At 64.3% G+C, this 24,337-nt stretch carries 17 protein-coding genes; 6 read left to right on the top strand and 11 right to left on the bottom strand.

The window, feature by feature from the left end; translation table 11 throughout:
- Nucleotides 1-78: 78 nt before the first annotated feature.
- Nucleotides 79-3,336, top strand: coding sequence for an EAL domain-containing protein (locus tag ACQ4MM_RS12230; protein ID WP_431477625.1), 3,258 nt, complete (start codon nucleotides 79-81; stop codon nucleotides 3,334-3,336).
- A 167-nt stretch (nucleotides 3,337-3,503) separates the two neighbouring features.
- On the opposite strand, the gene ACQ4MM_RS12225 is transcribed toward ACQ4MM_RS12230, so the two are convergent.
- The 3 genes from ACQ4MM_RS12225 to ACQ4MM_RS12215 all read right to left on the bottom strand — a co-directional run bounded on the left by ACQ4MM_RS12225 (nucleotide 3,504) and on the right by ACQ4MM_RS12215 (nucleotide 8,432).
- On the bottom strand, nucleotides 3,504-5,060 hold the full coding sequence (locus tag ACQ4MM_RS12225) for an HDOD domain-containing protein (protein WP_431477624.1): 1,557 nt from the start codon (nucleotides 5,058-5,060) through the stop codon (nucleotides 3,504-3,506).
- 24 nt (nucleotides 5,061-5,084) lie between these two features.
- Nucleotides 5,085-6,737, bottom strand: a complete 1,653-nt coding sequence (locus ACQ4MM_RS12220; protein ID WP_431477623.1) for a tetratricopeptide repeat protein — start codon at nucleotides 6,735-6,737, stop codon at nucleotides 5,085-5,087.
- A 114-nt stretch (nucleotides 6,738-6,851) separates the two neighbouring features.
- On the bottom strand, nucleotides 6,852-8,432 hold the full coding sequence (locus ACQ4MM_RS12215) for a DUF3369 domain-containing protein (protein WP_431477622.1): 1,581 nt from the start codon (nucleotides 8,430-8,432) through the stop codon (nucleotides 6,852-6,854).
- Nucleotides 8,433-8,576: 144 nt separating this feature from the next.
- Here ACQ4MM_RS12215 and ACQ4MM_RS12210 point away from each other — a divergent pair, with 144 nt between their 5' ends.
- Nucleotides 8,577-9,068 carry a chemotaxis protein CheW gene (locus ACQ4MM_RS12210; protein ID WP_431477621.1) on the top strand — a complete coding sequence of 164 codons (492 nt, stop codon included), beginning with the start codon at nucleotides 8,577-8,579 and terminating at the stop codon, nucleotides 9,066-9,068.
- Here the strand turns inward: ACQ4MM_RS12210 and ACQ4MM_RS12205 are convergent.
- Both ACQ4MM_RS12205 and ACQ4MM_RS12200 read right to left on the bottom strand, forming a co-directional pair.
- On the bottom strand, nucleotides 9,065-10,015 hold the full coding sequence (locus ACQ4MM_RS12205; RefSeq protein ID WP_431477620.1) for a J domain-containing protein: 951 nt from the start codon (nucleotides 10,013-10,015) through the stop codon (nucleotides 9,065-9,067). The genes ACQ4MM_RS12210 and ACQ4MM_RS12205 overlap by 4 nt on opposite strands.
- Before the next feature lie 12 nt (nucleotides 10,016-10,027).
- Nucleotides 10,028-11,176: a class I SAM-dependent methyltransferase gene (locus tag ACQ4MM_RS12200; protein WP_431477619.1), complete on the bottom strand. Its 1,149-nt coding sequence runs from the start codon at nucleotides 11,174-11,176 to the stop codon at nucleotides 10,028-10,030.
- Between the two features lie 53 nt (nucleotides 11,177-11,229).
- On the opposite strand from ACQ4MM_RS12200, the gene ACQ4MM_RS12195 reads away from it, so the two are divergent.
- From ACQ4MM_RS12195 to ACQ4MM_RS12180, 4 genes are read left to right on the top strand one after another with little or no spacing between them, the layout of a single operon-like run.
- Nucleotides 11,230-12,006 (top strand): SDR family oxidoreductase, encoded by a 777-nt coding sequence (locus ACQ4MM_RS12195; protein WP_431477618.1) that lies wholly within the window; start codon nucleotides 11,230-11,232, stop codon nucleotides 12,004-12,006.
- 29 nt (nucleotides 12,007-12,035) lie between these two features.
- The gene (locus ACQ4MM_RS12190; protein WP_431477617.1) at nucleotides 12,036-12,434 is read left to right on the top strand and encodes a dihydroneopterin aldolase; all 399 of its coding nucleotides are present in this window, start codon (nucleotides 12,036-12,038) and stop codon (nucleotides 12,432-12,434) included.
- On the top strand, nucleotides 12,431-13,333 hold the full coding sequence (gene ttcA, locus ACQ4MM_RS12185; protein WP_431477616.1) for a tRNA 2-thiocytidine(32) synthetase TtcA: 903 nt from the start codon (nucleotides 12,431-12,433) through the stop codon (nucleotides 13,331-13,333). Before ACQ4MM_RS12190 ends, ttcA begins: the two co-directional genes overlap by 4 nt.
- Before the next feature lie 55 nt (nucleotides 13,334-13,388).
- On the top strand, nucleotides 13,389-14,570 hold the full coding sequence (locus ACQ4MM_RS12180; RefSeq protein ID WP_431477615.1) for a hypothetical protein: 1,182 nt from the start codon (nucleotides 13,389-13,391) through the stop codon (nucleotides 14,568-14,570).
- On the opposite strand, the gene ACQ4MM_RS12175 is transcribed toward ACQ4MM_RS12180, so the two are convergent.
- The 6 genes from ACQ4MM_RS12175 to ACQ4MM_RS12150 all read right to left on the bottom strand — a co-directional run.
- Entirely contained in the window at nucleotides 14,551-16,866 is a 2,316-nt protein-coding gene (locus ACQ4MM_RS12175) for a GH92 family glycosyl hydrolase (protein ID WP_431477614.1), read from the bottom strand. The two genes, ACQ4MM_RS12180 and ACQ4MM_RS12175, sit on opposite strands and share 20 nt — an antisense overlap.
- A complete protein-coding gene (locus ACQ4MM_RS12170; protein WP_431477613.1) occupies nucleotides 16,863-19,190 on the bottom strand; it encodes a GH92 family glycosyl hydrolase in 2,328 nt (775 codons plus the stop codon). The genes ACQ4MM_RS12175 and ACQ4MM_RS12170 overlap by 4 nt, the downstream gene beginning before the upstream one ends.
- 89 nt (nucleotides 19,191-19,279) lie before the next feature.
- Nucleotides 19,280-21,034 carry a M14 family metallopeptidase gene (locus ACQ4MM_RS12165; protein WP_431477612.1) on the bottom strand — a complete coding sequence of 585 codons (1,755 nt, stop codon included), beginning with the start codon at nucleotides 21,032-21,034 and terminating at the stop codon, nucleotides 19,280-19,282.
- Between the two features lie 49 nt (nucleotides 21,035-21,083).
- Nucleotides 21,084-21,401: a hypothetical protein gene (locus tag ACQ4MM_RS12160; protein WP_431477611.1), complete on the bottom strand. Its 318-nt coding sequence runs from the start codon at nucleotides 21,399-21,401 to the stop codon at nucleotides 21,084-21,086.
- Between the two features lie 158 nt (nucleotides 21,402-21,559).
- Nucleotides 21,560-22,540 carry a hypothetical protein gene (locus tag ACQ4MM_RS12155; protein ID WP_431477610.1) on the bottom strand — a complete coding sequence of 327 codons (981 nt, stop codon included), beginning with the start codon at nucleotides 22,538-22,540 and terminating at the stop codon, nucleotides 21,560-21,562.
- Nucleotides 22,480-24,337: M48 family metalloprotease (locus tag ACQ4MM_RS12150; protein WP_431477609.1), on the bottom strand; the 1,858-nt coding region annotated here is incomplete at its 5' end. The genes ACQ4MM_RS12150 and ACQ4MM_RS12155, both read right to left, overlap by 61 nt.

Here is a 24,337-nt window from a genome sequence, read left to right as displayed (position 1 = left end):
TTTGCAAGTGTTGTTTTTGCGTTGCACCTTTTGCTTTAAAATCGGTCAACTTATCCCGTGCGCCGGAGCGCCCATTCTGTGAAGAATCCCTCCCCCGGCTGGCAGCAAACGCTGGCCGCCAACCTGCTGATGCTGGCGGCCTACGCGGTCATTGGCCGCTTTTGTCTCTACCTGTCGCTGGCGCCCGGCTATGCCAGTCCGCTCTTCCTGCCGGCCGGGATCGCCCTGGCCGGCGTGATCACCTTCGGTGCGCGCCTGCTGCCCGGGGTGGCCATCGGCGCCTTGCTGATCAATTTCCTGCCCCTGCCGGGCGCGCCCAATCCGCTCACTCTGCCGCCCTTGCCGCAAGGCCTGGCCGCGCTCGCTGCTGCCCTTGGCTCGGCCCTGCAGGCTTGGCTGGGCATGCTGTATTTCCGCCGTGCGATCCGGCCGGAAATCGGCGCCGGCCGCGATGTGCTGCGTTTCCTGCTGCTGGCGGTATGCGTCACCCTGGTCAGCAGTACCCTGTCGAATGGCGCGGCGGTCGTGGCCGGCGCCATTGCGCCCGGGAGTTTGCTGACGAGCTGGCTGACCTGGTGGATTGGCGACGCCATCGGCGTGCTGCTGGCTGCGCCGCTGTGCTGGGTCCTGTTCGGCCAGCCGCGCGGGCTATGGCAGCGCCGGCGCTTGCTGGTGGGAGTGCCGCAACTGTTCCTGGTCAGCCTGTGCGTGATGTTGTACGTGCTGGTGGCGCGCTGGGAAACACGGCAACACCTGGAAGGCTTCCGCCTCAAGGCGCAACAGGTGGGCGATTTGCTGCAGTCCCGTTTCAGCGAGCATGAGCGCTATGTGTTTGCCATGGCGCGCGCCATCAACCGCTATGGCCGCGTGATGTCGGCAACGGGCTTCGACAAGATCGCCCACGGCTACCTCGACCAGCGGCCGGAACTGCTGTCGATGGCCTGGCTGCGGCCGGTCTCGGAGGCTGAGCGGCCGGCGTTCGAAAGCTGGGCGCGCACCACCATCGGCGCCGACTTCCGCATGATCGCCCCGGCTACCGGCCCCGGCCACACGCACAGCCATTCCGCGCCCAACCAGGCCGCGGTGCCGCCCGGCGACCACATGGTCACCATGTTCATCGAGCCCGCCGCACGCCGCCATTACCAGGGCCTGGACTGGCTGGCCGAACCGGTACGCGCCCAGGCCGTGAGGGCAGCGCTGCGCACCGGCAAGCCGGTGGCCAGCGCCCCGGTGCTGCTGTCCATGCCGGGCGAAGGCAGCGGCGTAGTGCTGCTGCAGGCTGTCGATCCGGGCGATGGCCAGCCGGCGGCCGGCATGCTGCTGCTGGCCATGCAGATCGACTCCTACGTCAACGGCGCGCTGGCCACCGCCGACTTCCCGCACATCCAGGCGCGCTTGATCGACCGCAGCCAGCCGGGACCGACCACCCTGATCGACTCGCTGTCGCGCGAGCCGAACGACGATGACTACTGGCGCAAGCTCAGCCTTGGCGGGCGCGACTATGAACTGGTGCTGGCGCCCTCGGCCGCCTTCATGGTGCACCAGCACGGTTGGCAGAGCTGGCTGGTGCTGAGTGCCGGCCTGATGCTGACCGGCCTGCTGGGCGCATTGATGTTGCTGACCAGCGGCGAACGGGCCCAGATCCAGCAGCAGGTAACGGAAGCCACGATCCGCCTGCGCGAGCGTGAAGCCCGCCTGCAAGCCATCCTCGACAAGGCGGCCGATGCCATCCTCACCATCGGCGCCGATGGCTTGCTGGTTTCAGCCAATGCGGCGGCCTGCCGCCTGTTCGGCTACCCGGCCGAGGCGCTGGCCGGGATGCCGATGGCGGCCCTGCTGCCGGAAGCGGAAAGCGATAACGCGGCGCGCCTGCTGCGCAATATCGCCGGCGGCGCCACCCACGAGCACGAGTCGAGCGGCCGCCGGCACGACGGCAGCATTTTCCCGATCGCGGCTTCGGTCAGCGAGGTGGAACTCCCGGACGGCAACCTGTTCGTCGCCATCCTGCACGACCTGACCGAGCAGCAGCGCGCGCAGGAGCGCATCTACAAGCTGGCCCACCACGATCCGCTGACCGGCCTGGATAACCGCCTGTCGCTCAACCTGCGCCTCGACCAGTTGCTGGCGCAGGCCCGCCGCGCCAGCGGCACGGCGGCGGTGATGTTCCTCGACCTGGATCACTTCAAGAAGATCAACGACACCCACGGCCACGCCACCGGCGACCAGCTTCTGGTGGCGGTGGCCGACCGCCTGCGCGAGTTGCTGCGCGAAGTCGACACCATCGCCCGGCTGGGCGGCGATGAATTCATCGTCGTCACCGGCGGCAACGTCACGCCAGCTGAAGCAAGCCAGGTCGCGGTGCGCATCGTGGCTGCGCTGGCAGAGCCGTTCCACCTGGCGGGCAAGACTATCCATACCGGCACCAGCGTCGGCGTGGCCATGTTCCCGCCCGATGGCCATGACAGCGCCACCTTGCTGCGCCATGCGGATACCGCGATGTACGCAGCCAAGAGCCAGGGGCGCGGCAACTTCCAGTTCTTTGAAGCGGCCATGAATGCCGCCACCCACGACCGCCTGATGATGGAAAACCGCCTGTGGCAGGCGCTGGAACGCCAGGAGTTCGAGCTGTACCTGCAGCCGCAGGTGGAACTGGCCACGCGCCGCGTGATCGGCGCCGAGGTGCTGCTGCGCTGGCACCATCCGGAACTGGGCCTGGTGGGGCCGGACCGCTTTATCCCGATTGCGGAAGAATCGGGGTTGATCCTGCCGCTGGGCGAGTGGGTGCTGCAGCAGGCGGTTGGCTTGCTGCGCCGCTGGGACGGCTCGCTGCGGCTGGCGGTCAACCTGTCGGCGCGCCAGTGCCACGGCAGCGCCCTGCTGCCGCTGCTGGACCAGTTGCTGCGCGAGAGCGGGATCAATCCTGCGCTGCTGGAGCTGGAAATTACCGAATCGGCGGCCATGCAGGATCCGGAGCGCAGCCGCGACCTGCTGCGCGAGCTGCGGGCACGCGGGATCAAGGTGGCAATCGACGACTTTGGGACCGGCTATTCCTCGCTCAGTTACTTGAAGCTGTTCGAGCTTGACCGGATCAAGATTGATCGCGGGTTCGTGAAGGATATCGAGAGCGATCCGAACGATGCCGTGATTGTGACTGCCACCATCGGGCTGGCGCATGCGCTGGGGCTGGGCGTGGTGGCCGAGGGGGTGGAGACGGAGGCGCAGCTGGAGTTCTTGCGCAGCAAATACTGCAACGAAGCGCAGGGCTACCTGTTTGCGCGGCCAATGCCGGTGGCGGAGTTTGAGGCGCTGGCCGGGCGGTTGCCTGAATCCGTCTGAAACCGGTAAACCAGGGTCTGACCCAAGGGTCAGACCCTGTCAGATCGAGCGTGTCGGGGTTGGTTCTGGGTCTTTGACTTTTTGAGAAGATCAACGGCACACAACCCTGACCGCGGCCGCCGCGCAGACAGGGTCAGACCCTTGGGTCTGACCCTGGTTTACCGGTTTTAAGGCGACAACGCCGCCAGCACCTGCGCCTTCAGCGCCCGAATCAGCGACGTCTCATCCGGCGCCACCCCTTCCGGCGCCGGCTGCGCGCGATCCGCGTAGAACAAGCCAAGCTGCACGCCCTGCACCACCAATGGCAGCACGATGAAGCTGCGCGCATCCGGCAGCAAATCCAGGTGCCACTTCGGCAGCAGGTCGCGAATCTTCGCTACGCTCGCATCCGCGATCATCAGATCCGCATCATTCTCCAGCGCCAGGTGGAACAGATCCTTCCCCTGCAGCGGAAACACGAAACCCTCCTGCCGCAAGGCACGCTTGTCCCCCAGCGCAATGCGGGCCCGGAACTGCCCCGTCTTCGCATCCTTCAGGCACACGGTCGCAAAGCGGAACCCCATGCTGCGGTACAAAGTCTCCAGCACCGCCTGCACCAGTTCATTGACGCGCGCCTTGCCCTCCACCCGCATCTCGGTCAGCTCCTGCACCCCCGCCAGCAACTGCTCGCGCGCGTCGAACGGCTTGCCGCTCGGGTATGCGCCCTCCTTCGCGCCGGAATCCAGGCTGGCCAGCGCCAGCACGCTCGGCAAGGTTCCGGCAGCGCCAGGCGCCTCGCCCGATTCGGCATACGGATCACCCGGCTCGCCGGCCGAACCGCCCGACGCGCCATCCAGCTGCATGCTGTTCAACAAGGCGTCCATGCTGCTGCGGGCACGCGTCAGCACCGTGGTCACCTGCTCGCGCTCCAGCGCCAGCGAATTGCCGAAGCGCTGGTGCAGCAGCCGCACGTCGTCGGCAGCAACGCCGCCAAGGCGGGTCAGCGCGCGCGCCGCATCCATGCTGAAGTGCACCACCTGCCGTATCCATTCCGTGCGGTCCGCCGGCGGCCGCAAGGTGCTGCCGTACAGGGGCGCCAGCGAGCGGATGATCACGTCGGGGATTTTCCATTCACGCAGCACGGTGGCCGTCAGCGTGTCATACGTGCTGCCAAGGATCATTTGCGAAGCCTGGCCTTGCGAATGTTCGCCGGCCACCACCAGCGCGTTGATTTCGCGGAAGCGTTCATGCTCGCGCGAAGCAATCAGCAACGGCCCCAGGTTCTTGAACAGCGCTCCGATGGCCGCTTCTTCCGCCTTCTGGTAAGGGCTGTAGCGCGCCAGCTCGCGCCCTACCAGGCTGGCGCACAGCGCCGCCTCCAGCTCCACGCGCACGCTTTGCGCGTGCTTGCTGTTGGCCATGGTGTCGACCAGCAGCATGGCCAGCGCCGTGGTCTTCACATTATCGAAACCAAGCAGCGAAATCGCATGGGAAATTGTGGTTACCGGGGCGCCCGACGCCTGGCGGTATTGCGGCGTATTGGCCAGGCGCAGGATCTTCTGCGTCAGCGCGACGTCCGACAGCACGTGGTAAGCCAGGCTTTGCGTGCCCTGGTCGTCCGAGTCGGCCATCTGCACCACGCGCGCGATCGACACGCCAAGCGCAAACAAGCCCTCATCATCGCTGCACAACTTCTTCAGCAGGTAAGCGCGGACCGGGCGATCTTCTGGTGGATTGGAGCTCATAGCCCATTGTAGCGCCAGCGGCTATCAGATCGCGACGCGCACTCCTGCTTCACGCCGCGCAGCCGGCCGGATGTTGTATTTCTTCAATATGTCCTGGTGCAGGCCGGCCAATGCGTTCAGCTTGTCGTTGGCCGGATCCAGGCGGCGCACGGTGGCCACCAGCGCCAGCACGTGGCGTCCCAGGGCATCGTCCCAGCCCTGGTTTTCCAGGCATTTCAGGATCGCGACCGCCGCGTTGAAGGCGACCTGGGCGTTGTCCGGCAGCTTGGCCACCGCTTCCAGCATCAGGTCGACCGCACCGCGGAAGTCGCCCTGCTTCGCCAGCGCCGCGCCGGCCGCCACCATCTCGCCCACCTCGTTGCGGCTTTCATCGGCCAGGCGTTGCCCCAGTTCCGCGTGGCCGCTCTTTTCCATCATGCGCATGGCGCGCTCCATGGCGCCCGGCGTGGCGGAGTTGCGCATCACGTCGCGCATCACTTCGGTCGCCTGTTCCTCCTTGCCCACTTCCAGGCAGGTGCGCGCCAGTTCCATCTTCATTTCATTCGACAGGCCGGTTGCCGCGCGCGCGCCGCTGACCGCGTAGTCGAGCGAAGCATTCATGCGCGCCACGTTGCCGGTGAATTCATGCAGCGCGGCTGAAGCAATGGCGCTGCAGAGGTCGGTGTTGGGGGTGCCGGACAGCGACTTGTCCAGGTCGCGGATCACCGCGGCGGCTTGCACCGGGTCACCCTTCTTGACCAGGGTTTGCGCCAGCTTGGCGTGGTCTTCCGGCGTGCGGAATTCGGAGTAGCGGGTCTTGCTGACCACCTGCTTGAAGGCGCGCTCGGCGCCATCGACGTCGCCCGCCTCCAATGCCACTTCGCCCAGCCGGCGCAAGCGGCGCACCGCGTGCGGCGACAACTCCACCGCTTCGGCCAGCACGGCCTGCGCCGCCGCCGGGTTGCCATTCGCTTCATGCGTGCGCGCCAGCCAGTCGTAGGCATCGAGGAAGCGGCTGTTCTTGCCCAGCAGGTCTTCCAGCATCGCGCGCGCCTCATCGAAGCGGCCACGCAGGTACAGGGTCTTGGCCTGGCCCAGGCGGGCCCACGGCACCTGGCGGCTGTCCCACAGCTCGGCATATAGCGGCTCCGCCAGCTCCGGCTCGCCGGCCTGGATGTGCATTTCCGCGCGCAGGCGGCGGAATTCCATGGCAAAGCGCGGCTGCGCAGCCTCACCTTCCTCGCAGGCTTCGATCGCCGCACGCAAGTCGCCCATCTCGACCAACTGGTACACCGGCAGCAGGGCATTGCGGCGGTCAAGGGCACGCCAGATGCGCTCCAGCATGGCATCGGCAGCAAACGGCTTGAGGATGTAATCGTTGGGCATCAGCTCGGCGGCGCTGACAACCTTGCTGAACTGGCCTTCGCCAGTGACCATGAAGAACATGGTGGCGGCATTGATCAAACGGTGGTGGCGCAAGTCTTCCAGCATCTGCTGGCCATCCTGGCCGCCTTCCAGCGCGTACTCGCACAGGACCAGGTCGTAGATCCGGGTTTCCAGCGCGCGGATCGCCTGGTTGGAACTGGCGGCATCGTCAATGCGCACCAGGCCGCACAAGCTCAGCATATTGTGCAAGCTGGCGCGCATGCTGGGATTGGGCTCGATGACCAGCGCTGTCAGGCCCTTCAGTTCATTCATGGCTGTCGGCGTAGGACAAGGGCTGTCCTTATTTTAGCGCTTGCACGCTGCACGCCGTGAAATTTGGAGAGAATGAACGGGGCGGCGCGGCGCGGCTGCCACAGTCGGGATCGCTCAGCGGCCCTGGCCCAGGCCCGGGTTGCGCTCGACCACGTCGTTCAGGGCCGCCACCACTTCCGGATCGAACTGGGTACCGATCCGGTCGCGGATATAGGTCATCACTTCCGGGTACGGCCAAGGTTCCTTGTACGGACGCTCATGCAGCAGGGAATCGAAGACATCGACCACCGCCACGATGCGCGCCGACAAAGGAATCTGCTTGCCCTTGAGCTGGCTCGGATAACCGCCGCCGTCCCAATACTCATGATGGCCGCCAGCAATTTCCGCCCCGTACGTCAGGTAGCTGACGCCGTCCACCATATTGGCCGCGCGTTCCAGCACACTGCGCCCGACGGCGGCATGGGTTTGCATCAACGCGCGCTCTTCATCGGTATGGGCGCCCGGTTTCAACAGGATATGGTCGGGCGTGGCCACCTTGCCCACGTCGTGCAGGATGGAGGCGAGACCGATCATGTCGACCAGTTGCGGCGTCAGCTCGTCGTCATACACGCCGCGCTCGCGCATGCGCGCCGCAATCGCCGAGGACAGTTGCTGGACCCGCCGCACATGGCCGCCGGTGCAGCCGTCGCGGAATTCCGCCAGGTCGGCCAGCGCCACCACGGTGGCTTCCTGCGCCTTGCGCAGTTGGCCGAACATGTACAGGTTGTCGAAGGCGGCGGCGATGCGCTCGCAGAACACTTCCAGCAGGTCGCGCTGGATCTGCGCCAGCGGCCAGGGCGGCGTGACCGAAATCAGCACGTCGCGGCTGTCCTGGGTGTGGATGAACAGCACATTGGCCGGGTGTTCGAACTGGCTCTTCTTTTCCTTGAAGGCCTTCCTGATGGTCGGCCACAGCGGGTGGTTTTCCGGCATCTGCTCGTTTTCCGCCAGCGGTGCATAACCGCCGGTGGCGGCCACCACGGTGGTGTCGCCGGTATCGACCTGCATCAGGCACAGCACGCCATCGGCACCCACGTCGAGAATCGCGGAAACCTGGTTCAGCACGCCGGACGCGAATTCGCGCAGCGAATGGATCTGGTACAGGTTGGTCGCGCCGGCCAGGATCTTGCCCAGGCCGATGCGCGAGCGCTCCAGCATGTTCAGGCTCTCGTACGCACGCAGCGCCGAGATCACCGTGGTGAACAGCTTCTGCGTGGTGAGTTCGGTTTTGGCCTTGTAGTCGTTGATGTCGTATTCGATGATGACGCGCTGCTCCGGCGCCTGGCCAGGTTGGCCGGTCCGCAACACCACGCGCACGATGGAATTGTGCAGCTCCTCACGGATGCGGCGCGCCAGCAGCAGGCCGGCATCGTCGGTTTCCATCACCACGTCGAGCAGGACCAGGGCGATGTCGGGCGTATCGCGCAGGATGTCGAACGCCTCGCGCCCGCTGTAGGCCGAGAACAACTCCAGCTCGCGCCCCTTGAAACTGACGTTGCGCAGCGCCAGCCGGGTCACCGCATGCACGTCCTGGTCGTCGTCCACAATCAGCACGCGCCACAGCCGCTGTTCAGGCGATCCGGTCGATGCTGGCTGCTTCTCTTCTTCGTCTTCTTCCAGCAGCCAGTTGTCATCGACGGCTTGAGGGTCCGCCATGAAGTCTCCTTGATCAAAATGCGCTAATCTTTACATCCAGCATAATCAGATTTGACTTAGCTAGCAATTAAAAATTGCCCGCTCGTAAATCGCTTTGCACTCTGATACGCTTTGACAACACAGATTTTGCTAAAGGAAAAAACCATGCAAGTTACTGCGCAAGAAGACGCCAGCCAAGGCAAGGAATTCCTGGCATTCAAGCTGGGCGCCGAAGAGTACGGCATCGATATCCTGAAAGTGCAGGAAATCCGCGGTTACGAAGCGGTGACCCGCATCGCCAATGCGCCCGAATTCATCAAGGGCGTGATCAACTTGCGCGGCATCATCATTCCGGTGGTCGACATGCGCATCAAGTTCAAGCTGGGCGAACCGGTGTACGACCAGTTCACGGTGGTGATCATCCTGAACATCAATGGCCGCGTGGTGGGCATGGTGGTCGATTCGGTGTCCGACGTGACCACGCTGACGCCCGAGCAGATCAAGCCGGCGCCGGACCTGGGCACCGCCTTCAGCTCGGAGTACATGATCGGCCTCGGCACCATCGACCAGCGCATGCTGATCCTGGTGGATATCTACCGCCTGATGGCCAGCCCGGAAATGGGACTGAGCGAGACGCTGGCTGCCGGAACCGCTTAACCGTTCTTGTGGGTGCAGCCGCTCTGGCCGGCGCCGAGGTTCAGGTTCTGGTAGCGGATTTCGTATTTGCCGTTCGATAGCTGGTCGACCACCAGCTTGTCGTGCGGCTGCACATACGCGTAGCGCACGTTCGAGCGGCGCTCGAGGTCGTACACCTTGATGAACACCGGCGCGGCGTTGGCGCTGTTGTCCAGCGTCAGCTGCATGTCTTCGCCCTTGTTCCCGACCGGGAAGCCTTCCACATAGCCCGACTGTACCGGCCATGGCTCGCCATTCGGCGCGACCGACGGGGCGACCTCGGCTTCGCAGTCGACGGCGGCGCCAGGCAGCACCACTTGCGACAGAGCCAACACCTTGATCGGCGGCGCCGCGGCGGCAGCGATCGATGGTTCCGGCGAATACGGCTTGGCGACGGCCCAGCCATCGTCCGGGGTGACCTTTTCCACCCGCGGCGGGTGGATTTTCGGGGTGGCGGCCGCGGTGGCCGTCAGTTCAGCAGGCGCCTTGCCGCCCCAGGCCCCGGCCAGCACGCTGGACATGGCGCGCGGCTCGGTTACCGTCAGCACCCCGCCCAGCCAACCGGCGGCGGCGGCGCCGCTAACCGTGCCCCAGAAGCGCCAGGATTTCAGCACCCGGCGCCGGCGCGGCAGGTCGAGTTCGCCGGACCAGCCAGGCTCATGCGCGGGCTCGTGCCGGGTGCTATCGAGCCATTCGATTTCCCACTCTTCCTGGGTGATCCACTCATCGTGCTCCTTGCGCCGCTGCGGATCGGACAGCGTGCCATACGCCGTGTTGACGATCGCCATGATGCGGGCCGCCTTCTCATCCCCGGGATTCTTGTCAGGATGATATTTCTGGCTCAGCGCTTTGTAAGCCGCACGTATCACTTCCTGTGGCGCGCCGCGCGCTACCTTCAGGTTGTCATAGTGAGTATGTATCTTTCCCATCTCTCAATCATATTACAAACGGTAGCTGCGGTCGCCACGCAGCAATTGCCCGGGCAGCTCAACGCCATGGCCGATCACCAGCACCTTGAACAATTCTCCCATTTCGGCAGGAGAAAGCAACTTCTGCAGCGCGTTGGCGTGCGGCAGGTAGTTCAATGCGTCGGCCGGGTCGAAGCGCTGCATCAGCTCGCCGATGCCGGCGCCGATCAGGAAGCCGGCCTGGCTGTTATACGCCATGACTTCGGCGCCGGCATCCTGCGCCGCCAGCGCCATGGCGGTGAAGTCGACGTGGGCGGTGATGTCCTGCAGGCCGGGCAGGTAGAACGGTTCCGCGTGGGCGTGGTGGCGGTAGTGGCACATCAGGGTGCCGCTGGCGCGGTCGCCCAGGTAGAACTCGCGCGCCGGGAAGCCGTAGTCGAACAGGAAGGCGGCGCCTTGGCCTTGCACCAGCATGCTGGCCAGCGTGGCCATGAAGCCGCAGCCGGCGGCGTGCACTTCGGTCACGTAGCCGGCCGGCAGCTGTCCGGCATCCGGTACCTGGCGCTCGATTTGCGCCAGCAGCGCGGCGTCGGCGGCCGCTGGACGCCAGGCGAAGCCCGCTTCCGTGACGGCGACGTGCAGCGCTTGCCAGCCCTGCTCGGTGAGGGTGACCACGTCCACCGGCATCGCATCCAGCACCTCATTACCGAAGACCGCGCCGTGGAACGATTCCGGCAAGGCATCGAGCCAGCGCACTTGCGGAAAATCGCGCAGCAGCTGCTGCTGGCGGGCGCGCAGCTCGCCGGACAGTTCGACGATGGAATAGCTCTCGACCAGAATGCCGGCATGCGCCGCCTCGGTCAGGATATCCCTGGCCAGCTTGCCCGTTCCGGCGCCGAATTCGAGGATGTGCGGCGCGCTTTGGTCCATAATAGCGGCTGCAACATGCGCCAGCGACTGCCCGAACAGGGCACTCAGCTCGGGTGCGGTTGTAAAATCGCCATCTTTGCCCAGCTTGGCGGCGCCGCCGCTGTAATAGCCCAGGCCGGGCGCATACAGCGCCAGCTCCATGAAGCGCGAGAACGGAACGGCGCCACCATGCCGCGCAATATCGTCGGCAATCAGGCGCTGCAAGGCTTGGGACGCGGCCAGCGCGTCAGGTGAAGGTGCTGGTAAAGACATGCCGGCATTGTAGCGGTTCAGCGCTGCCCGGCGCCATTTTGCTCGTTTTGACTATGACTACAACTGCTCAGGAAAATTCGCGTGTGGCCCTGGTGACCGGCGCCGGCCGCCGCCTGGGACGCGAGATCGCGCTCGGCCTGGCACGCGCCGGCTGGGACATCGCCGTCCACTATCGCCACTCGCACGACGAAGCGCGCGAAGTGGCGCAAGCCATTGCCGCCCTGGGCCGCCGCGCCATCACGCTGCAATGCGACCTGTCCGATGAAGAAGCCGTGCGCGCGCTGCTGCCGGCGGCGCTGAAGGCGCTCGAGCGGGTCGACTGCGTGGTGAATAACGCCTCGCTGTTCGATTACGACAGCGACCTGAATTTCAGCTACGCCCGGCTCGACGCGCACATGCACGCCAATGTCGCAGCGCCGATCCAGCTGGCGCGCGCCCTGTACGACGCCACGCCGGAGGGCGGCCAGGCCGTGGTTGTGAACCTGCTGGACCAGAAGCTTTATAATCTCAACCCTGATTTCCTGTCCTACACCCTGTCCAAGGCGGCGCTGCAGGCGGCCAACACCATGCTGGCCCAGTCGCTGGCGCCCAAGGTCCGGGTGGTAGGCGTGGCGCCCGGCATCACCATGGTGTCGGGCGACCAGAGCGAGGAAGGCTTCGCCAAGGCGCACACCCAGACGCCGCTGGGCCGTTCCAGCACTCCCGAGGACATTGCCGCCGCCGTGGTCTATGCGGCTGGCGCGCGTGCGGTGACCGGCACCACCCTGCTGGTCGATGGCGGCCAGCATTTGCTGCCTTCGCCGCGCGACGTGATGTTCCTGGCCAAATAAAGAATTGTCATTTTTAAGGTTTAAGCACCATGCTGTCCGCCCTGATTCACCCGCAATTGCAAAACTGCCGCCGGCTATTCCTGCGCAACTATGAAGTGCTGATCAACATCGGCGTGCACGATTTCGAGAAGAAAGGCGAGCAGCGCGTACTGATCAACGTTGACCTGTACATCCCGCTGGCCGTGTCGACCCCCAAGGCCGACGAGCTGCACGAGGTGGTCGACTACGACTTCATGCGCGAGACCATCGCGCGCCGCATGGCCGAAGGCCACGTGCACCTGCAGGAAACCCTGGTGGACGACGTGGTGAAAGCCATGCTGGCGCATCCAAGCGTGCGCGCTGCCCGCGTGTCGACCATGAAGCCTGACGTGTATCCGGATTGCGAAGGCGTTGGCGTGGAAGTGTTCCAGATCAAGGACGCAGCATGAACGCCGTCGTCGACACCAAGAGCGAAGACAAGGTCGCCTACGAAAACAACAAGCTGCACAAGCGCCTGTGCCGCCTGGTCGGCCAGGCCATCGGCGACTTCAACATGATTGAAGACGGCGACAAGGTGATGGTCTGCCTGTCCGGCGGCAAGGATTCCTATGCGTTGCTGGACATCCTGATGACGCTGCGCGAACGCGCGCCGATCAACTTCGAGATCGTGGCCGTCAACCTGGACCAGAAGCAGCCGAATTTCCCGGCCGACGTGCTGCCGGCCTACCTGGAGCAGCTGGGCGTGCCGTTCCACATCGAGAACCAGGACACCTACTCGATCGTCAAGCGCCTGATCCCGGAAGGCAAAACCACCTGCTCGCTGTGCTCCAGGCTGCGGCGCGGCATCCTGTACCGCGTGGCCGATGAACTGGGCTGCAACAAGATCGCCCTGGGCCATCACCGCGACGACATTCTCGAGACCTTCTTCCTGAACATGTTCTTTGGCGGGAAGATCAAGGGCATGCCGGCCAAGCTGGTGTCCGACGACGGCAAGCACATGGTGATCCGTCCGCTGGCCTACGTGAAGGAAGAAGACACCGAGCGCTATGCCGCGGTGAAGAACTTCCCGATCATCCCGTGCGACTTGTGCGGCTCGCAGGAAAACCTGCAGCGCAAGCAGATCAAGGCCATGCTGCGCGACTGGGAGAAGAAGCACCCGGGCCGCGTGGAGAGCACCTTCTCCGCCCTGTCCACCGTGATTCCTTCGCACCTGATGGACCGCGAGCTGTTCGGCTTCACCGACCTGAAGACCGACGGCATCGCCAACCCGCTGGGCGATATCGCCTTCGACGAAGAGCCTTGCTCGACGCCGGCCCCGACCACGATTCCTCTGGTAAATTTGCAATAAAAGCAACTTCCCGGGTTAAAATCGGTCCCTTCAATCTTACTGAAGGGACCTCCCGATGCATCGATTCCCTGGCCTGTGCGCCGCTTTCCTGATGTTGTGTGCTGCGCCGCTTGTTCAGGCGGAGGAGCAGCCTAAGCTTGCGGTGGCGCTGGACGTGCGCCATGTGGCGCCAGGCTTGTGGCGCGTGGATTACCGGTTCGCGCAGCCTGTTACTGCGCTCAAGCTGCATTCCATCGGCGAGTTCCGCAAACAGGAGTGGAAGGTGCTCACTCCCGGCATGGGCATGAAGTCCGGACCGGACTTCGATGTGATTGCGTCGAAGGGCAAGCCGTTCAAGTCGGCCAGCGTGCAGATCAAGACGTTCGACGGCTGGTCGCCCAAAGAGTACGTCTCGTTCAACCGCTTCGGCGATGGCGGGACGACGGTCTACCTCGGCCACCTGCAAGGCGACGTCGAGCAGGGCAGGAAGACGCTCTCCATGCACACCGATATCAAGCTGTTTGGCCTGGCGCAGGAAAACGTGATCGCGCCGCCGGATAACCGCATGGAGCCCGGCGCAGAGCGTGGCTATGCCTATTTTGGTCCGGCGCAGGCTATCCCCGCTGGTGCGGCGACAGTCCTGATTGATCCAAGAACCCCGCAGTGGCTGCGCGAAACGATACTCGATGTCGGCGCAAAAACTTCCGCTTACTACGAGAAGGCTTACCAGCGGCAGTTAAAGGACGAACTGCTGATCATGGTATCGGTCGCCAACTTCGAGTCGCCTGGCTTTTCGATGAAGGGTGGCGCCGTCATGGGCCAGGGCCAGGTCTCCTACCGCCTGGAAGGCCAGCAGTTGAATACCGATCATCCGAAACTGCGCGACTACGCGGCCCTCAATGTTGCACACGAGATGGCGCACATCTGGCAAATGGCTGTCTCGCGCGGCGGCATAGGCGGACAGGATCCGTGGATCCACGAAGGCGGTGCGGAGGCGATGTCCCTCGACGCCCTGCTCCAGACCGGTGTGTATAGCGAAGATTCGGTAAAGACCTACCGCGCGAAGCAGGCCGCGGCCTGCGAGAAGCTCAACAACACCGTCGATACCTACGACGGCATTTATGCCTGTGGCCTGGTGCGCTTCGACAAGCTGGGCGTCGGCATCGTTCCACTTTGGCGCTCGATGATGCAGGCAGCCGAAGCGAAGGGCGACGCCTATTCCCAGCAGATGATCGACGCTATCGTTTCCGCGAAGTAGCCGCGCCCTCGGCGCGCGAGAACGAGTACGGGGCGTCGGCCGGCGCGATGCCGCGCTGCCGGTTCGGCTGCGCCGACATCTCCACATCGAAGCTGGCGCCGCGCAGCAGTTCATCGTGGCCCAGCCAGTTGCGCTGCAGCGCGCGACCATTCAGTTTGGCGGCGCGGATGTAGCGCATGCTGGCGCCATTGGCCGGCGCATTAATGCGAATCCGTTTGCCGTTTTCCAGGTGTACGGTGGCGTGCCGGAACAGCGGCGCACCAACCACGTACTGCCCGACTGCCGGCGTCACCGGGTAGAAACCGAGCGCGGAGAACACATACCAGGCCGACGTCTGGCCGTTATCTTCATCGCCGCAGTAGCCGTCCGGCGTTGGCTGGTACATGCGGTTCAGCGTTTCGCGGATCCAGTACTGCGACTTCCACGGCGCGCCGGCATAGTTGTAGAGGTAGAGCATATGCTGGATCGGTTGGTTGCCATGCGCGTACTGGCCCATGTTCGCCACCTGCATCTCGCGGATCTCGTGGATCACCGAGCCGTAATAGCTTTCGTCGAACACCGGCGGCATGCTCATCACGGTATCCAGCTTGCTGGCGAAGGCCGCACGGCCGCCCATCAGGTTCAGCAGTCCATCGATGTCGTGAAACACCGACCAGGTGTAGTGCCAGCTGTTCCCTTCAGTGAAGGCATCGCCCCATTTGACTGGGTTGAACGGGGCCTGGAAGCTGCCATCCTTGTTACGGCCGCGCATCAGGCCAGTCTCCGGATCGAACAGCTTCTTGTAGTTCATGGCACGCCGGGCGTAGATGCCGATTTCCGACTCCGGCTTGCCGAGCGCCTTGCCCAACTGGTAAATCGCAAAGTCGTCGTAGGCATATTCCAGCGTGCGTGCGGCGTTCTCGTTGATTTTCACGTCGTATGGCACGTAGCCGAGCTCGTTGTAGTACTTCACGCCTGCGCGTCCAACCGCGCTGACCGGTCCTTCATTGTCGGCACCGTGCTTGAGCGCCTGCCACAGTGTTTCGATGTCCGGGCTTCGGCTGCCTTTGATCCACGCGTCGGCCACCACCGAGGCGGAGTTGTTGCCGACCATGATGTCAGCATAGCCGGGGCTCGACCACTCGGGCAGCCAACCGCCTTCGCGGTAGGCGTTTGCCAGGCCGGCCTGCATTTCGCGGTTGATCGATGGGTAGACCAGGTTCAGGAACGGATACAGGGCGCGGAACGTATCCCAGAAGCCGGTGCCAGCGAACAGGTAGCCGGGCAATACCTTGCCGTTATAAGGGCTCCAGTGCACCGGCTGGCCGGCGGCATCGATCTCATACATCTTGTTCGGGAACTGCACCATACGGTACAGGCTTGAGTAGAAGGTGCGCATCTGGTCGATACTGCCACCCTCCACTTCCACTTTCGACAGCACCCGGTTCCAGCTTGCCTTGGCGCGGGCGCGCGTGGTGTCGAAATCGTCGTTGGCCAGTTCACGCTGCAGGTTCAGCTCGGCCTGCTCCGGACTGATGAAGGAGGACGCGACCTTCATGTGCACCTGCTCGCCGCGCGTGGTCTTGAAGCCGACGATAGCGCCGCTATGCTGGCTTTCCATTTCCAGCGCGCCTTCCACCAGTTCCTTGCCGCGCCATACGTCGGTGGAGCTAAAGGGCTTGTCGAAAACCATCACGAAGTACAGGCGGAAGTTGGATGGCAGCGGGCCGCGCGCGTAGCGCGTGCTGTAGCCAATCACCTTGCGCTGCTCGGGAAGGATCTTGACGTAGGAACCTTTGTCGAAGGCATCCACCACTACATAGCTCTGGTCCGACGCCGGGAATGTGAAGCGGAACTGGGCGGCACGCTCGGTCGGCGTCAGTTCCGCGGTGACGTCAGCATCCGCCAGGTAGACGCTGTAGTAATACGGCTTGGACGTTTCCGCCTTGTGCGAGAACACACTGGCGCGGTCGTCTTCCGTGAAGCGCTTGGCGCCGGTCACCGGCATGACGGAGAACTGGCCGTAGTCGTTCATCCAGGGCGATGGCTGGTGGGTCTGCTTCAAGCCGCGCAGCCTGTCGGCTTCGTACTGGTAGGTCCAGCCGTTGCCCATCTTGCCGGTCTGCGGCGTCCACAGGTTCATGCCCCAAGGGACCGCGATGGCGGGATAGGTATTCCCGTTCGACATTTCGGGCTTGCTGGCAGTTCCCATCAGGGGATTGACCCACTCCACCGGGTCGCTGATCTTGCCGACGAATTGGGCTGCGGCGGGTGCCGCCGCGCATGCGAGGGTCAATGCCAAGGCAAATATCTTCATTGCTGGTATCCAGTCTGGCTATATGGACGGGCGCTGATTTCGCGGCCCCACTCTTTGTTCGGTGCGGCCTGCATGCGGAACACCAGCTCGCCGCCGGCCATGAGGTCTTCATGGCGCAGGAAGCTGCGCAGCAGCGGCTTGCCGTTCAGCGCGACACTGCCGACAAAGGCGTTCGCGGCCGACATGGCCTCGGCGCGGATGGTGAAGCGCTTCCCGTTCGGCAGCGTCAGTACCGCCTTGTCCACGAATGGACGGCCGATCACATACTGATTGCTGCCCGGCGCTACTGGATAGAAGCCCAGCGCGGTGAACGCCAGCCAGGCCGACATCTGGCCCAGGTCGTCATTGCCCGCCAGGCCGTCCGGCTTGTTGTGGTACTGGCTGGCGACAATTTGCGCCAGCCGCGCCTGGGTCTTCCACGGTGCGCCGGCGAAGTTATACAAATAGGCCACGTGGTGCGATGGTTCGTTGCCGTGGGCGTAATGGCCGATCAGGCCTGAGATGTCTTCCATGTGGGCGTAGACGTTGTCATCGACCTTGGCGTCGAACACCTGGTCGATCTTCGACTGCAGTCCGGCGTCGCCGCCCAGCATGCCGACCAGGCCAGCGTTATCGTGCGGCATATACCAGGAATATTGCCAGGCGCTTCCTTCGGTATAGTCGCTGCCGAAGTTGGACTGTACCGGGTTGAATGGCTCGCGGAATTCACCGGTCGACTTGCGGGCGCGCACGAAGCCCGTCCTGCTGTCGAACACATTGCGGTAATTCTGCGCGCGCTGGTAGAAGCGCGCGGCCACGTCCTTCTTGCCCATCTTCTCGGCCATGCGCGCGATGGTCCAGTCGTCGAAGGCGTATTCCACCGTCTTGGAGGCCGCTTCCGGCTCCAGGTCGATCGGCACGTAGCCCAGCTTCTTGTAATGTTCAAGGCCGCCGTAAGGGCCGTAGTCGGCGCTGGCTACCATGGCTGCCAACGCCTCGTCTGCATTGATGCCCTTGATGCCTTTCATGTAGGCGTCCGCGATCACCGGCACCGCGTGGTAGCCGATCATGCACCAGGTTTCCAGGCCATGGAAGGCCCACACCGGCAGGATGCCGTGCGGGCTATGCTGGCGCGAAGCGACCAGCGAGTTCACGAAGTCGGCATTGCGCTGCTCCGGCTGCACCAGCGTGAGCAAGGGATGCAGGGCGCGGTATGTATCCCACAGCGAGAATGTGGAGTGATAGCGGAAGCCTTTGGCCTGGTGCACCTGGTTGTCAGGGCCGCGATACTTGCCGTCGCGGTCCATGAACAGGCTTGGCGCCAGCATGGCGTGGTACAGGCTCGTATAGACCATGCTGCGCATGTCGGAGGGTGCCTCGATGGCGATGGCGGACAGCGCTTCGTTCCAGGCGATGCTGGCACGCTGGCGTTCGGCGTCGAAGTCCCAGCCGGGCATTTCTTCCAGGTTGGCCAGCGCGCCATCCTCACTGACGCCCGACAGCGCGACCTTGACCAGCAGGGTGCCGTCATCCGGCGTGCCGAAATCGAGTGCCGCCACCAGCGCCTTGCCTTCCACCTGCACCTTGTCGGCGGGCGTCTTGCCGGGGCCGGCGAATCCCTTGTATTCCACGCCCTCCTCGCGATTGACCAGGGTATGGCCGGCGACGGGACGCGAGAGCTTCATGGCGAAATAGACCTGGCGGCCGGGCGCCCAGCCGCGCGTGATGCGCATGCCTGTAATCGTGGTGCTGTCGCGCAGGCGCAGCGATGACCACAGGTTCTTGCCGGCGTAGTCGTAAATGCTCTGGCGCAGGTCGAGGATCAGCTTGGCCTGCGCGCCCTTGGCGTAGCGGTAGCGGTGCAGGCCGACCCGCTCGCTGGCGGTCAGTTCGGCATCGACCTCATGGTCCTGCAAGCGCACCGCGTAATAGCCGGGCTCCGCGCGTTCATCCTCGTGGCGGAAACGCGAACGGTATCCGCTGAACGGACGTTCCGGATAGCCCGGCTCCAGCTTGGTCTCGCCGCTATAGGGCATCAGCAGGATGTCGCCCAGGTCGGAGTGGCCGCTGCCTGAAAAATGGGTATGGGAGAAGCCGAGGATGGAGTTGTCCTCGTAGCGGTAGCCGGCAGCCCAGGGGTAGCTTTGGCGGAAATGCCGCAACTGCGTATCTGGACTCAGTTGCACCATGCCGAAGGGGCGGCTGGCACCGGGGAAAGTGTGGCCGTCGCCGCCCGTGCCGATAAACACGTTGACGGCGGCCGCCGGACTGCCCGCCGGCGCCGCTTGCGCAGCGGCGGCCAGCAGCGTTGCGGTAAACAGCGCCACGAAAGGTCGGATACCCATGGTGTCTCCTTTTATGATGCTGCTTTTATACCTTTACCAGATCTTTCCTCGCAATCGAAAGTGGCAGAAACGGCGAAGTTTCAGGAAGTTTAGTAAACAACGGCCGTGCGGTACACCGGATACAGGTTATGGCGCTCGTCCCAGGTGGCATGGCGGCGGGCGAAAAAGTCCAGGCGCGCGCGCGGATTCTTGGCAAAAGCCGGATCGCTTTCCAGCTTGGCCTTGAAAGCGGCTGCCAGCGCCGGGTCGGCTGCGAGCATTTCACGCGCTGCCTCTTCGGCCACGTATTCCTCCATGTACTCCTTGCGTTCCAGGTAGTTGTTGAAGAATCCCCAGGCCGCCAGCGAGTCGGCGCCGGCCGGTTCCAGCATGGTCATCAACAAGCGCGACTTTGGCTGGGCGATCGGCACGAACAGGGCGCCCTTGCCTACTTCACGCTGTTCGTTCTTCCAGGCGCCTTTCCAGCTCGCCAGTTGGTGGCCTTCGAAGGAGGTTGCGGTCAGCTTGGCTTCCTCCGCGCGGAAAGCTTCCAGCGCCACCTTGCCGGGCGCCCGCTCCAGGCGTTTGTAGCTGATGCCATGCGCCTTCAGCTTTGGCTCGACCAGCGCGGCTTGCGCGGCCGGCACCAGGTAGCCGCCAACCGGCGCCTTGAGCACTACGTCGGGCACCACTTCATCGCGCAGCGGAACGCTCCATTTCTGCGGCTTGGACTCGTCATACCTGGTCCAGACCCCGCCCGAAACGTCGGAAGGGGTACGGGTGTATTCATAACCCGGGAAGTCGATCATCTCGGTGCGATCGGTGGTCTTGTAGCTGAGCGGCATGTCGGCCAGTTTGGCGGCACGCACATCGGCTTCTGCCGCGGCCTTGGCCCAGGCCGCGCCGTGCTGCGCGAACTGCTCCATCAGCGAGACGATGGTGTTGCGGGTGACCTTCACGCGGTGCGGGTAATCGCGCCACGCATGGGTTTCCACCAGCATGGCAAAGCGGTTGCGCAACGGGAAGTAGCCGGTCGAAAAGCGCGGCGTGGACATGCTGTCGACGAAACCGGAATCCGGCTGGTCGGTCTTGTCGAAGGAGATGTAGAAGTGACGCGGGTCGGAACCCTGCTTGCGCAGGTCGGCCATGACGTTGTCGCGCATCTCCTTGCCCAGCGGGAGCAACGCCGCATCGCCACCGTGCACCGGCTCGACCTGGATCGATACGTCAGGCTGGAACTTGGCACCGTCGGTCACGTGCAGGTCGACGTAGGCCAGCGGGTCCCATTCGTTGACCAGCTTGAGCATGGCCTGCATTTCAGGCGCATCGGCCTTCACGTAATCGCGATTGAGGTTGTAGTTCTGCGCCGTAACGCGCCAGCCCATTTCGACCGGGCCGCGCTGATTCGGACGATTGTTTTTGCCGAAGCGCTCATGGCCATCGACATTGAAGACCGGGACGAACAGCACCACCTGCTTGTCCAGTGCACCGGCGGCGGCTTTCCCGTCCAGCGCCTCGCGCAGGGCCCAGAAGCCGGCATCCTTGCCATCGATCTCGCCGGCGTGGATGCCGCCTTGCACCAGCAGCACCGGCAGCTTGCGCTGTTTGGCTGAGGCGGCGGTCAAAGCACCGGCACGGGAAATGGCCAGCGCCAGCATCGGCCGCCCTTCCGGCGTTTCGCCGAACGAGAAACAGCGCACCGCTTTCGGGTAAGCCTTCTGGTAATCCGCGCACAAGCGTTGAACTTCATCATAGCGGCCCGTGGCGTGGTAGCCGGAGCGTTCTGCGACGGTGGTAAGGTCGGGCGCGGCATGCGCCAATGGAAAAGCGGCAAACAGTGAAAGCAGTACGGCAGAACGAATCATCTCAATGCTCCGGCGGTTGTTGGAAAACGCCGGAGCATTATAGTGCGCTTCAGCTTCGCAGATATGGACGCTCAGGCGCGAACAACACCAGGCGTGCGGTCTTGCGCCAACGGGACGGCGCAGCGTCGCCTGCCGCCACCACGCCCGCGGCATAGGCCAGAGCGCGCGCTTCCATCGGCATTGATCCCAGCTCCATTTCCGCTTCCTGGAATTTGCCTGCATTGGCCGCCTCGATGAAGCGGCGCAGGCGCGGCGCATATTCACGCATTGACCTCGCCTGGGCCCAGTATGGCTCGGTGTCGCGGCCATGGCGCAACGCCAGCGCAGCACCGAGCAGCAAGGTCACCTGGTCGATGCCATTCGTCATCGGTTCCTCCAGTGCAGCCTGCACCTGGGCAGCACTGGCGCCGTCCGACGCCCCCCGCCATCCGGCGCATGCGTGCCGCCTGGCGCGGGTCGTCCTTGCTCGCTTCCAGTGCCTTGCCAATCTCGCCGCGCGACAGGACGCTATAGGGGTCGTTCGCATCACGTTCCGCCTGCGCCAAGGCAGCGACGCGCGAGCCCTCGGTCAACATACGGTTCTTGACCTGGCCGTCCAGCAGGCGCTGCAAACGCTCCAACTGCATTTCCAGTTCGGCGTTTTCGTACGGCAGCTTGCCCCTGTACCTTGCGCAGCGGCTCGAGGGCTTCGTTCCAGGCGCCATGGTCCAGCAAGGTGCGCGCATACAGGTAGGTCAGCCAGACGTTGTCGGGGAAGCGCGCCCGCGCGGCTGCGATCTCCTCGCTGCCGGCCGCCTGGCCGCAACGCAATGCCAGGTAGAGCCGGTCGCCGTCGTCCGGCCGCTCCTTGGCGCGCTCACGCGCGGCTGCACAGATTTCCGGCGATTCGTTGGCAACACCCTGTTCAGCACGGCGCAGCTGGACGTTTTCCGGACTTTCCTTGAGGCGCTGCACCAGCACGTCGCCGGCGCCGTCTTCGTGCGCCATGGTCAGCCACGTGTAGGTCGACGGAATCTTGATATTGTCCCAGCGTGCATGGGCCAGCACCATGGCCTTGCGCTGCGCATCATCCTTGACGAGTCCGGACAGCGACTCCGGCTCCATGCCGGATGCGGCGGCAAGAACCTTGCGCCAGTTCTTGCTCTTGCTGCTGACCGATTTTGGCGGCTCTTCGAACAGCACGTCGGCGTCGGTGTCGAACCAGCGCGGCGCACCCAGCACGGTATTCTGTTCGTCGCCAGGGCCGCCGTAGTGCACCACGCCCGTCGCCATCACGGTGCCGCCGGCAACGTTGTACACCGACTGGTTCGAGCCATCGCTGGGGCGGAAGCTCTCCAGCAGTTGGCCGTCCAGCAGGCGCGCTTCAACCGCGTGCTGCGCGTCCGGGCTGGCATCGATGGTGACGTGCTGCCCCGGATCGACCAGCCTCGAATTGCCGTCGATCGTCACGCGTACCGGCGTGCCAAGGCCGTTGTAGACCATGACCGTCGACGTGCCGAGCGCCATGCCCATACCCAGAACGCTGACCACCACGCCGCCGGCAACCGCCAGGCGCGCACCGCCGGCAAACCAGCCGTCCGCACGCTGGAAACGCGACCACCAGTCCAGCGACGTTTGCAATTTACGCTCGCTGCCGGCCAGCAGCACGCTGTACGATTGGGGGACCTGGCACGGTTGCGGTGCCGCGGCGATCGGCGTGCCGCTGCGTGCATGGGCTGGCAAGCAGCGTTTCGCTGACTAGCATTTGCTCCAGCACCGCCGAGCGCAGCGCACACCAGCCAGTTGCTGGTGTGGGAGGTCCAGTTGGCGGCGGCTTGCAGCCAGTCGTTGATGTTGTCACGGGATACCGGCGGCAGCGTGAACTTCTGCAGCGCGGCTTGCCAGCTCTCCTTCATTTCCAGGCGTTCCATCAGCTGTGGATCGAACTGCACCGCGCCGTTGCCGCGATAGATTTCGTCCAGCACCACGTACAAGCTGCTGCAATCGGCGATCAGGCGGCGGATATTGCTCTCGCTCTGGCGCGCCACGGCAGTCACCACCGCGCGGGTGTTCAGCACCAGGCCCCAGGCGTCGCGCAGGTTGGCGGCGCCATGTTCGGCGTAATGCAGCACGTCGATCAGGCTATCCAGATAAGCAGGCCAGCCTTCGCCCAGCTTGACGGCAGCCGCATAATGCCAGGCGCGCACCGTCGCATCATGGCGGCGCAGCTTTTCTTCCAGATGGTCGATGCGTTCATCGGTGCGCTGCAATGCCGCCGGCAATTGATTCACGCGGTATTCTTCGCCGCCCAACTGCACGCGATTTCCCTGCACCTTGGCATGGCCGTTGATCACAGCCGCCAGTTGCGCGCGCTCTTCCTGCAGCTGGCGCAACTGGCGCACATCGTCCTTGAGCGAGACCGGATACAGCGCGCTGGCTTCGGCGGCAGGTTGCGCATTGCGGGCGGCGCGCAGCTGCGCGGCCTGCGCCGCATGGCGCGTCAGCGAGCGGCCGAAGTACACGCCGCAATAGCGGCTCTGGAAATGCTCGCGCCGATATTCCTTCGCCAGGCGCTTCAGGCTTTCTTCCAGTTCGACCGGTTCGGCCTTGCCTTCCTGCCCTTCCAGCAAGTGGATGGTCATGCGTTGGCGCAGGGCCGCAGGATCGTCGAACAGCGACCATGCGCTGGACTGGTCGATCGCCGCTGCCAGGTAGCGCCGTTTGGCATTCTCTTCGCGCTCGTGGTTTTGCGGGTGGGTTTGCCACATGCGCGGCGGCTGGCCCAGTTCCGCCTTGAAAACACGGTGCTGTTCCGGCTGCTGCGCCGGCAGCGGCGGCACCTTGCCGTAATAGGGATCGTCCAGGATCCCGGCCATGCGCGCCGTGACATGGCTTTGTATGGCATAGGCATCGACGGTGGCGCGCCCGGCGCCATATTCGCCGAACACGAAACCGACGGTGCGCTCCCAGGCGTCGTCCGCCGCGCCCAGCCGATGCAAGGCGTGGATCAGCGCGTCGCTGCCGGTCAGCGACACGGCCACCAGGTCAGCCTGCATCTCCATCTCACGCGACAAGGCCCTCTGCATCAACACCACCAGGCGGAACGCTTGCTCCACCAGCGAGCGCAGTGACCAGACGATGACCTGCAACACCCAGGCCACCAGGCGCAAGCGGATATCAAGGCGGCCAATGCCTTCAATCAGGTCGTCCAGTTTATCGCGCCGCGCCACCATCTCCTGCACGACTTGCTGGGCCACGTAAGCCCAGCGTCCGACCGCCATCGAGCGCTGCGCGAAGTGGCCGAATTCGTGCGCCAGCACGGCG

Source organism: Massilia eburnea (assembly GCF_050709955.1).
GTDB classification, from domain to species: domain Bacteria; phylum Pseudomonadota; class Gammaproteobacteria; order Burkholderiales; family Burkholderiaceae_D; genus Rugamonas; species Rugamonas eburnea_A.
The sequence above is the reverse complement of the archived record's forward strand: the minus strand, read 5'-3'. Positions and strand labels throughout refer to the sequence as shown.

Coding starts and splice junctions, on each gene's coding strand:
- ACQ4MM_RS12225 (WP_431477624.1), bottom strand. CDS start 5,060: ATGAGCTCCAATCCACCAGAAGATCGCCCGGTCCGCGCTTACCTGCTG.
- ACQ4MM_RS12220 (WP_431477623.1), bottom strand. CDS start 6,737: ATGAATGAACTGAAGGGCCTGACAGCGCTGGTCATCGAGCCCAATCCC.
- ACQ4MM_RS12215 (WP_431477622.1), bottom strand. CDS start 8,432: ATGGCGGACCCTCAAGCCGTCGATGACAACTGGCTGCTGGAAGAAGAC.
- ACQ4MM_RS12210 (WP_431477621.1), top strand. CDS start 8,577: ATGCAAGTTACTGCGCAAGAAGACGCCAGCCAAGGCAAGGAATTCCTG.
- ACQ4MM_RS12205 (WP_431477620.1), bottom strand. CDS start 10,015: ATGGGAAAGATACATACTCACTATGACAACCTGAAGGTAGCGCGCGGC.
- ACQ4MM_RS12200 (WP_431477619.1), bottom strand. CDS start 11,176: ATGTCTTTACCAGCACCTTCACCTGACGCGCTGGCCGCGTCCCAAGCC.
- ACQ4MM_RS12195 (WP_431477618.1), top strand. CDS start 11,230: ATGACTACAACTGCTCAGGAAAATTCGCGTGTGGCCCTGGTGACCGGC.
- ACQ4MM_RS12190 (WP_431477617.1), top strand. CDS start 12,036: ATGCTGTCCGCCCTGATTCACCCGCAATTGCAAAACTGCCGCCGGCTA.
- ttcA (WP_431477616.1), top strand. CDS start 12,431: ATGAACGCCGTCGTCGACACCAAGAGCGAAGACAAGGTCGCCTACGAA.
- ACQ4MM_RS12180 (WP_431477615.1), top strand. CDS start 13,389: ATGCATCGATTCCCTGGCCTGTGCGCCGCTTTCCTGATGTTGTGTGCT.
- ACQ4MM_RS12175 (WP_431477614.1), bottom strand. CDS start 16,866: ATGAAGATATTTGCCTTGGCATTGACCCTCGCATGCGCGGCGGCACCC.
- ACQ4MM_RS12170 (WP_431477613.1), bottom strand. CDS start 19,190: ATGGGTATCCGACCTTTCGTGGCGCTGTTTACCGCAACGCTGCTGGCC.
- ACQ4MM_RS12165 (WP_431477612.1), bottom strand. CDS start 21,034: ATGATTCGTTCTGCCGTACTGCTTTCACTGTTTGCCGCTTTTCCATTG.
- ACQ4MM_RS12160 (WP_431477611.1), bottom strand. CDS start 21,401: ATGACGAATGGCATCGACCAGGTGACCTTGCTGCTCGGTGCTGCGCTG.
- ACQ4MM_RS12155 (WP_431477610.1), bottom strand. CDS start 22,540: ATGGCGCTCGGCACGTCGACGGTCATGGTCTACAACGGCCTTGGCACG.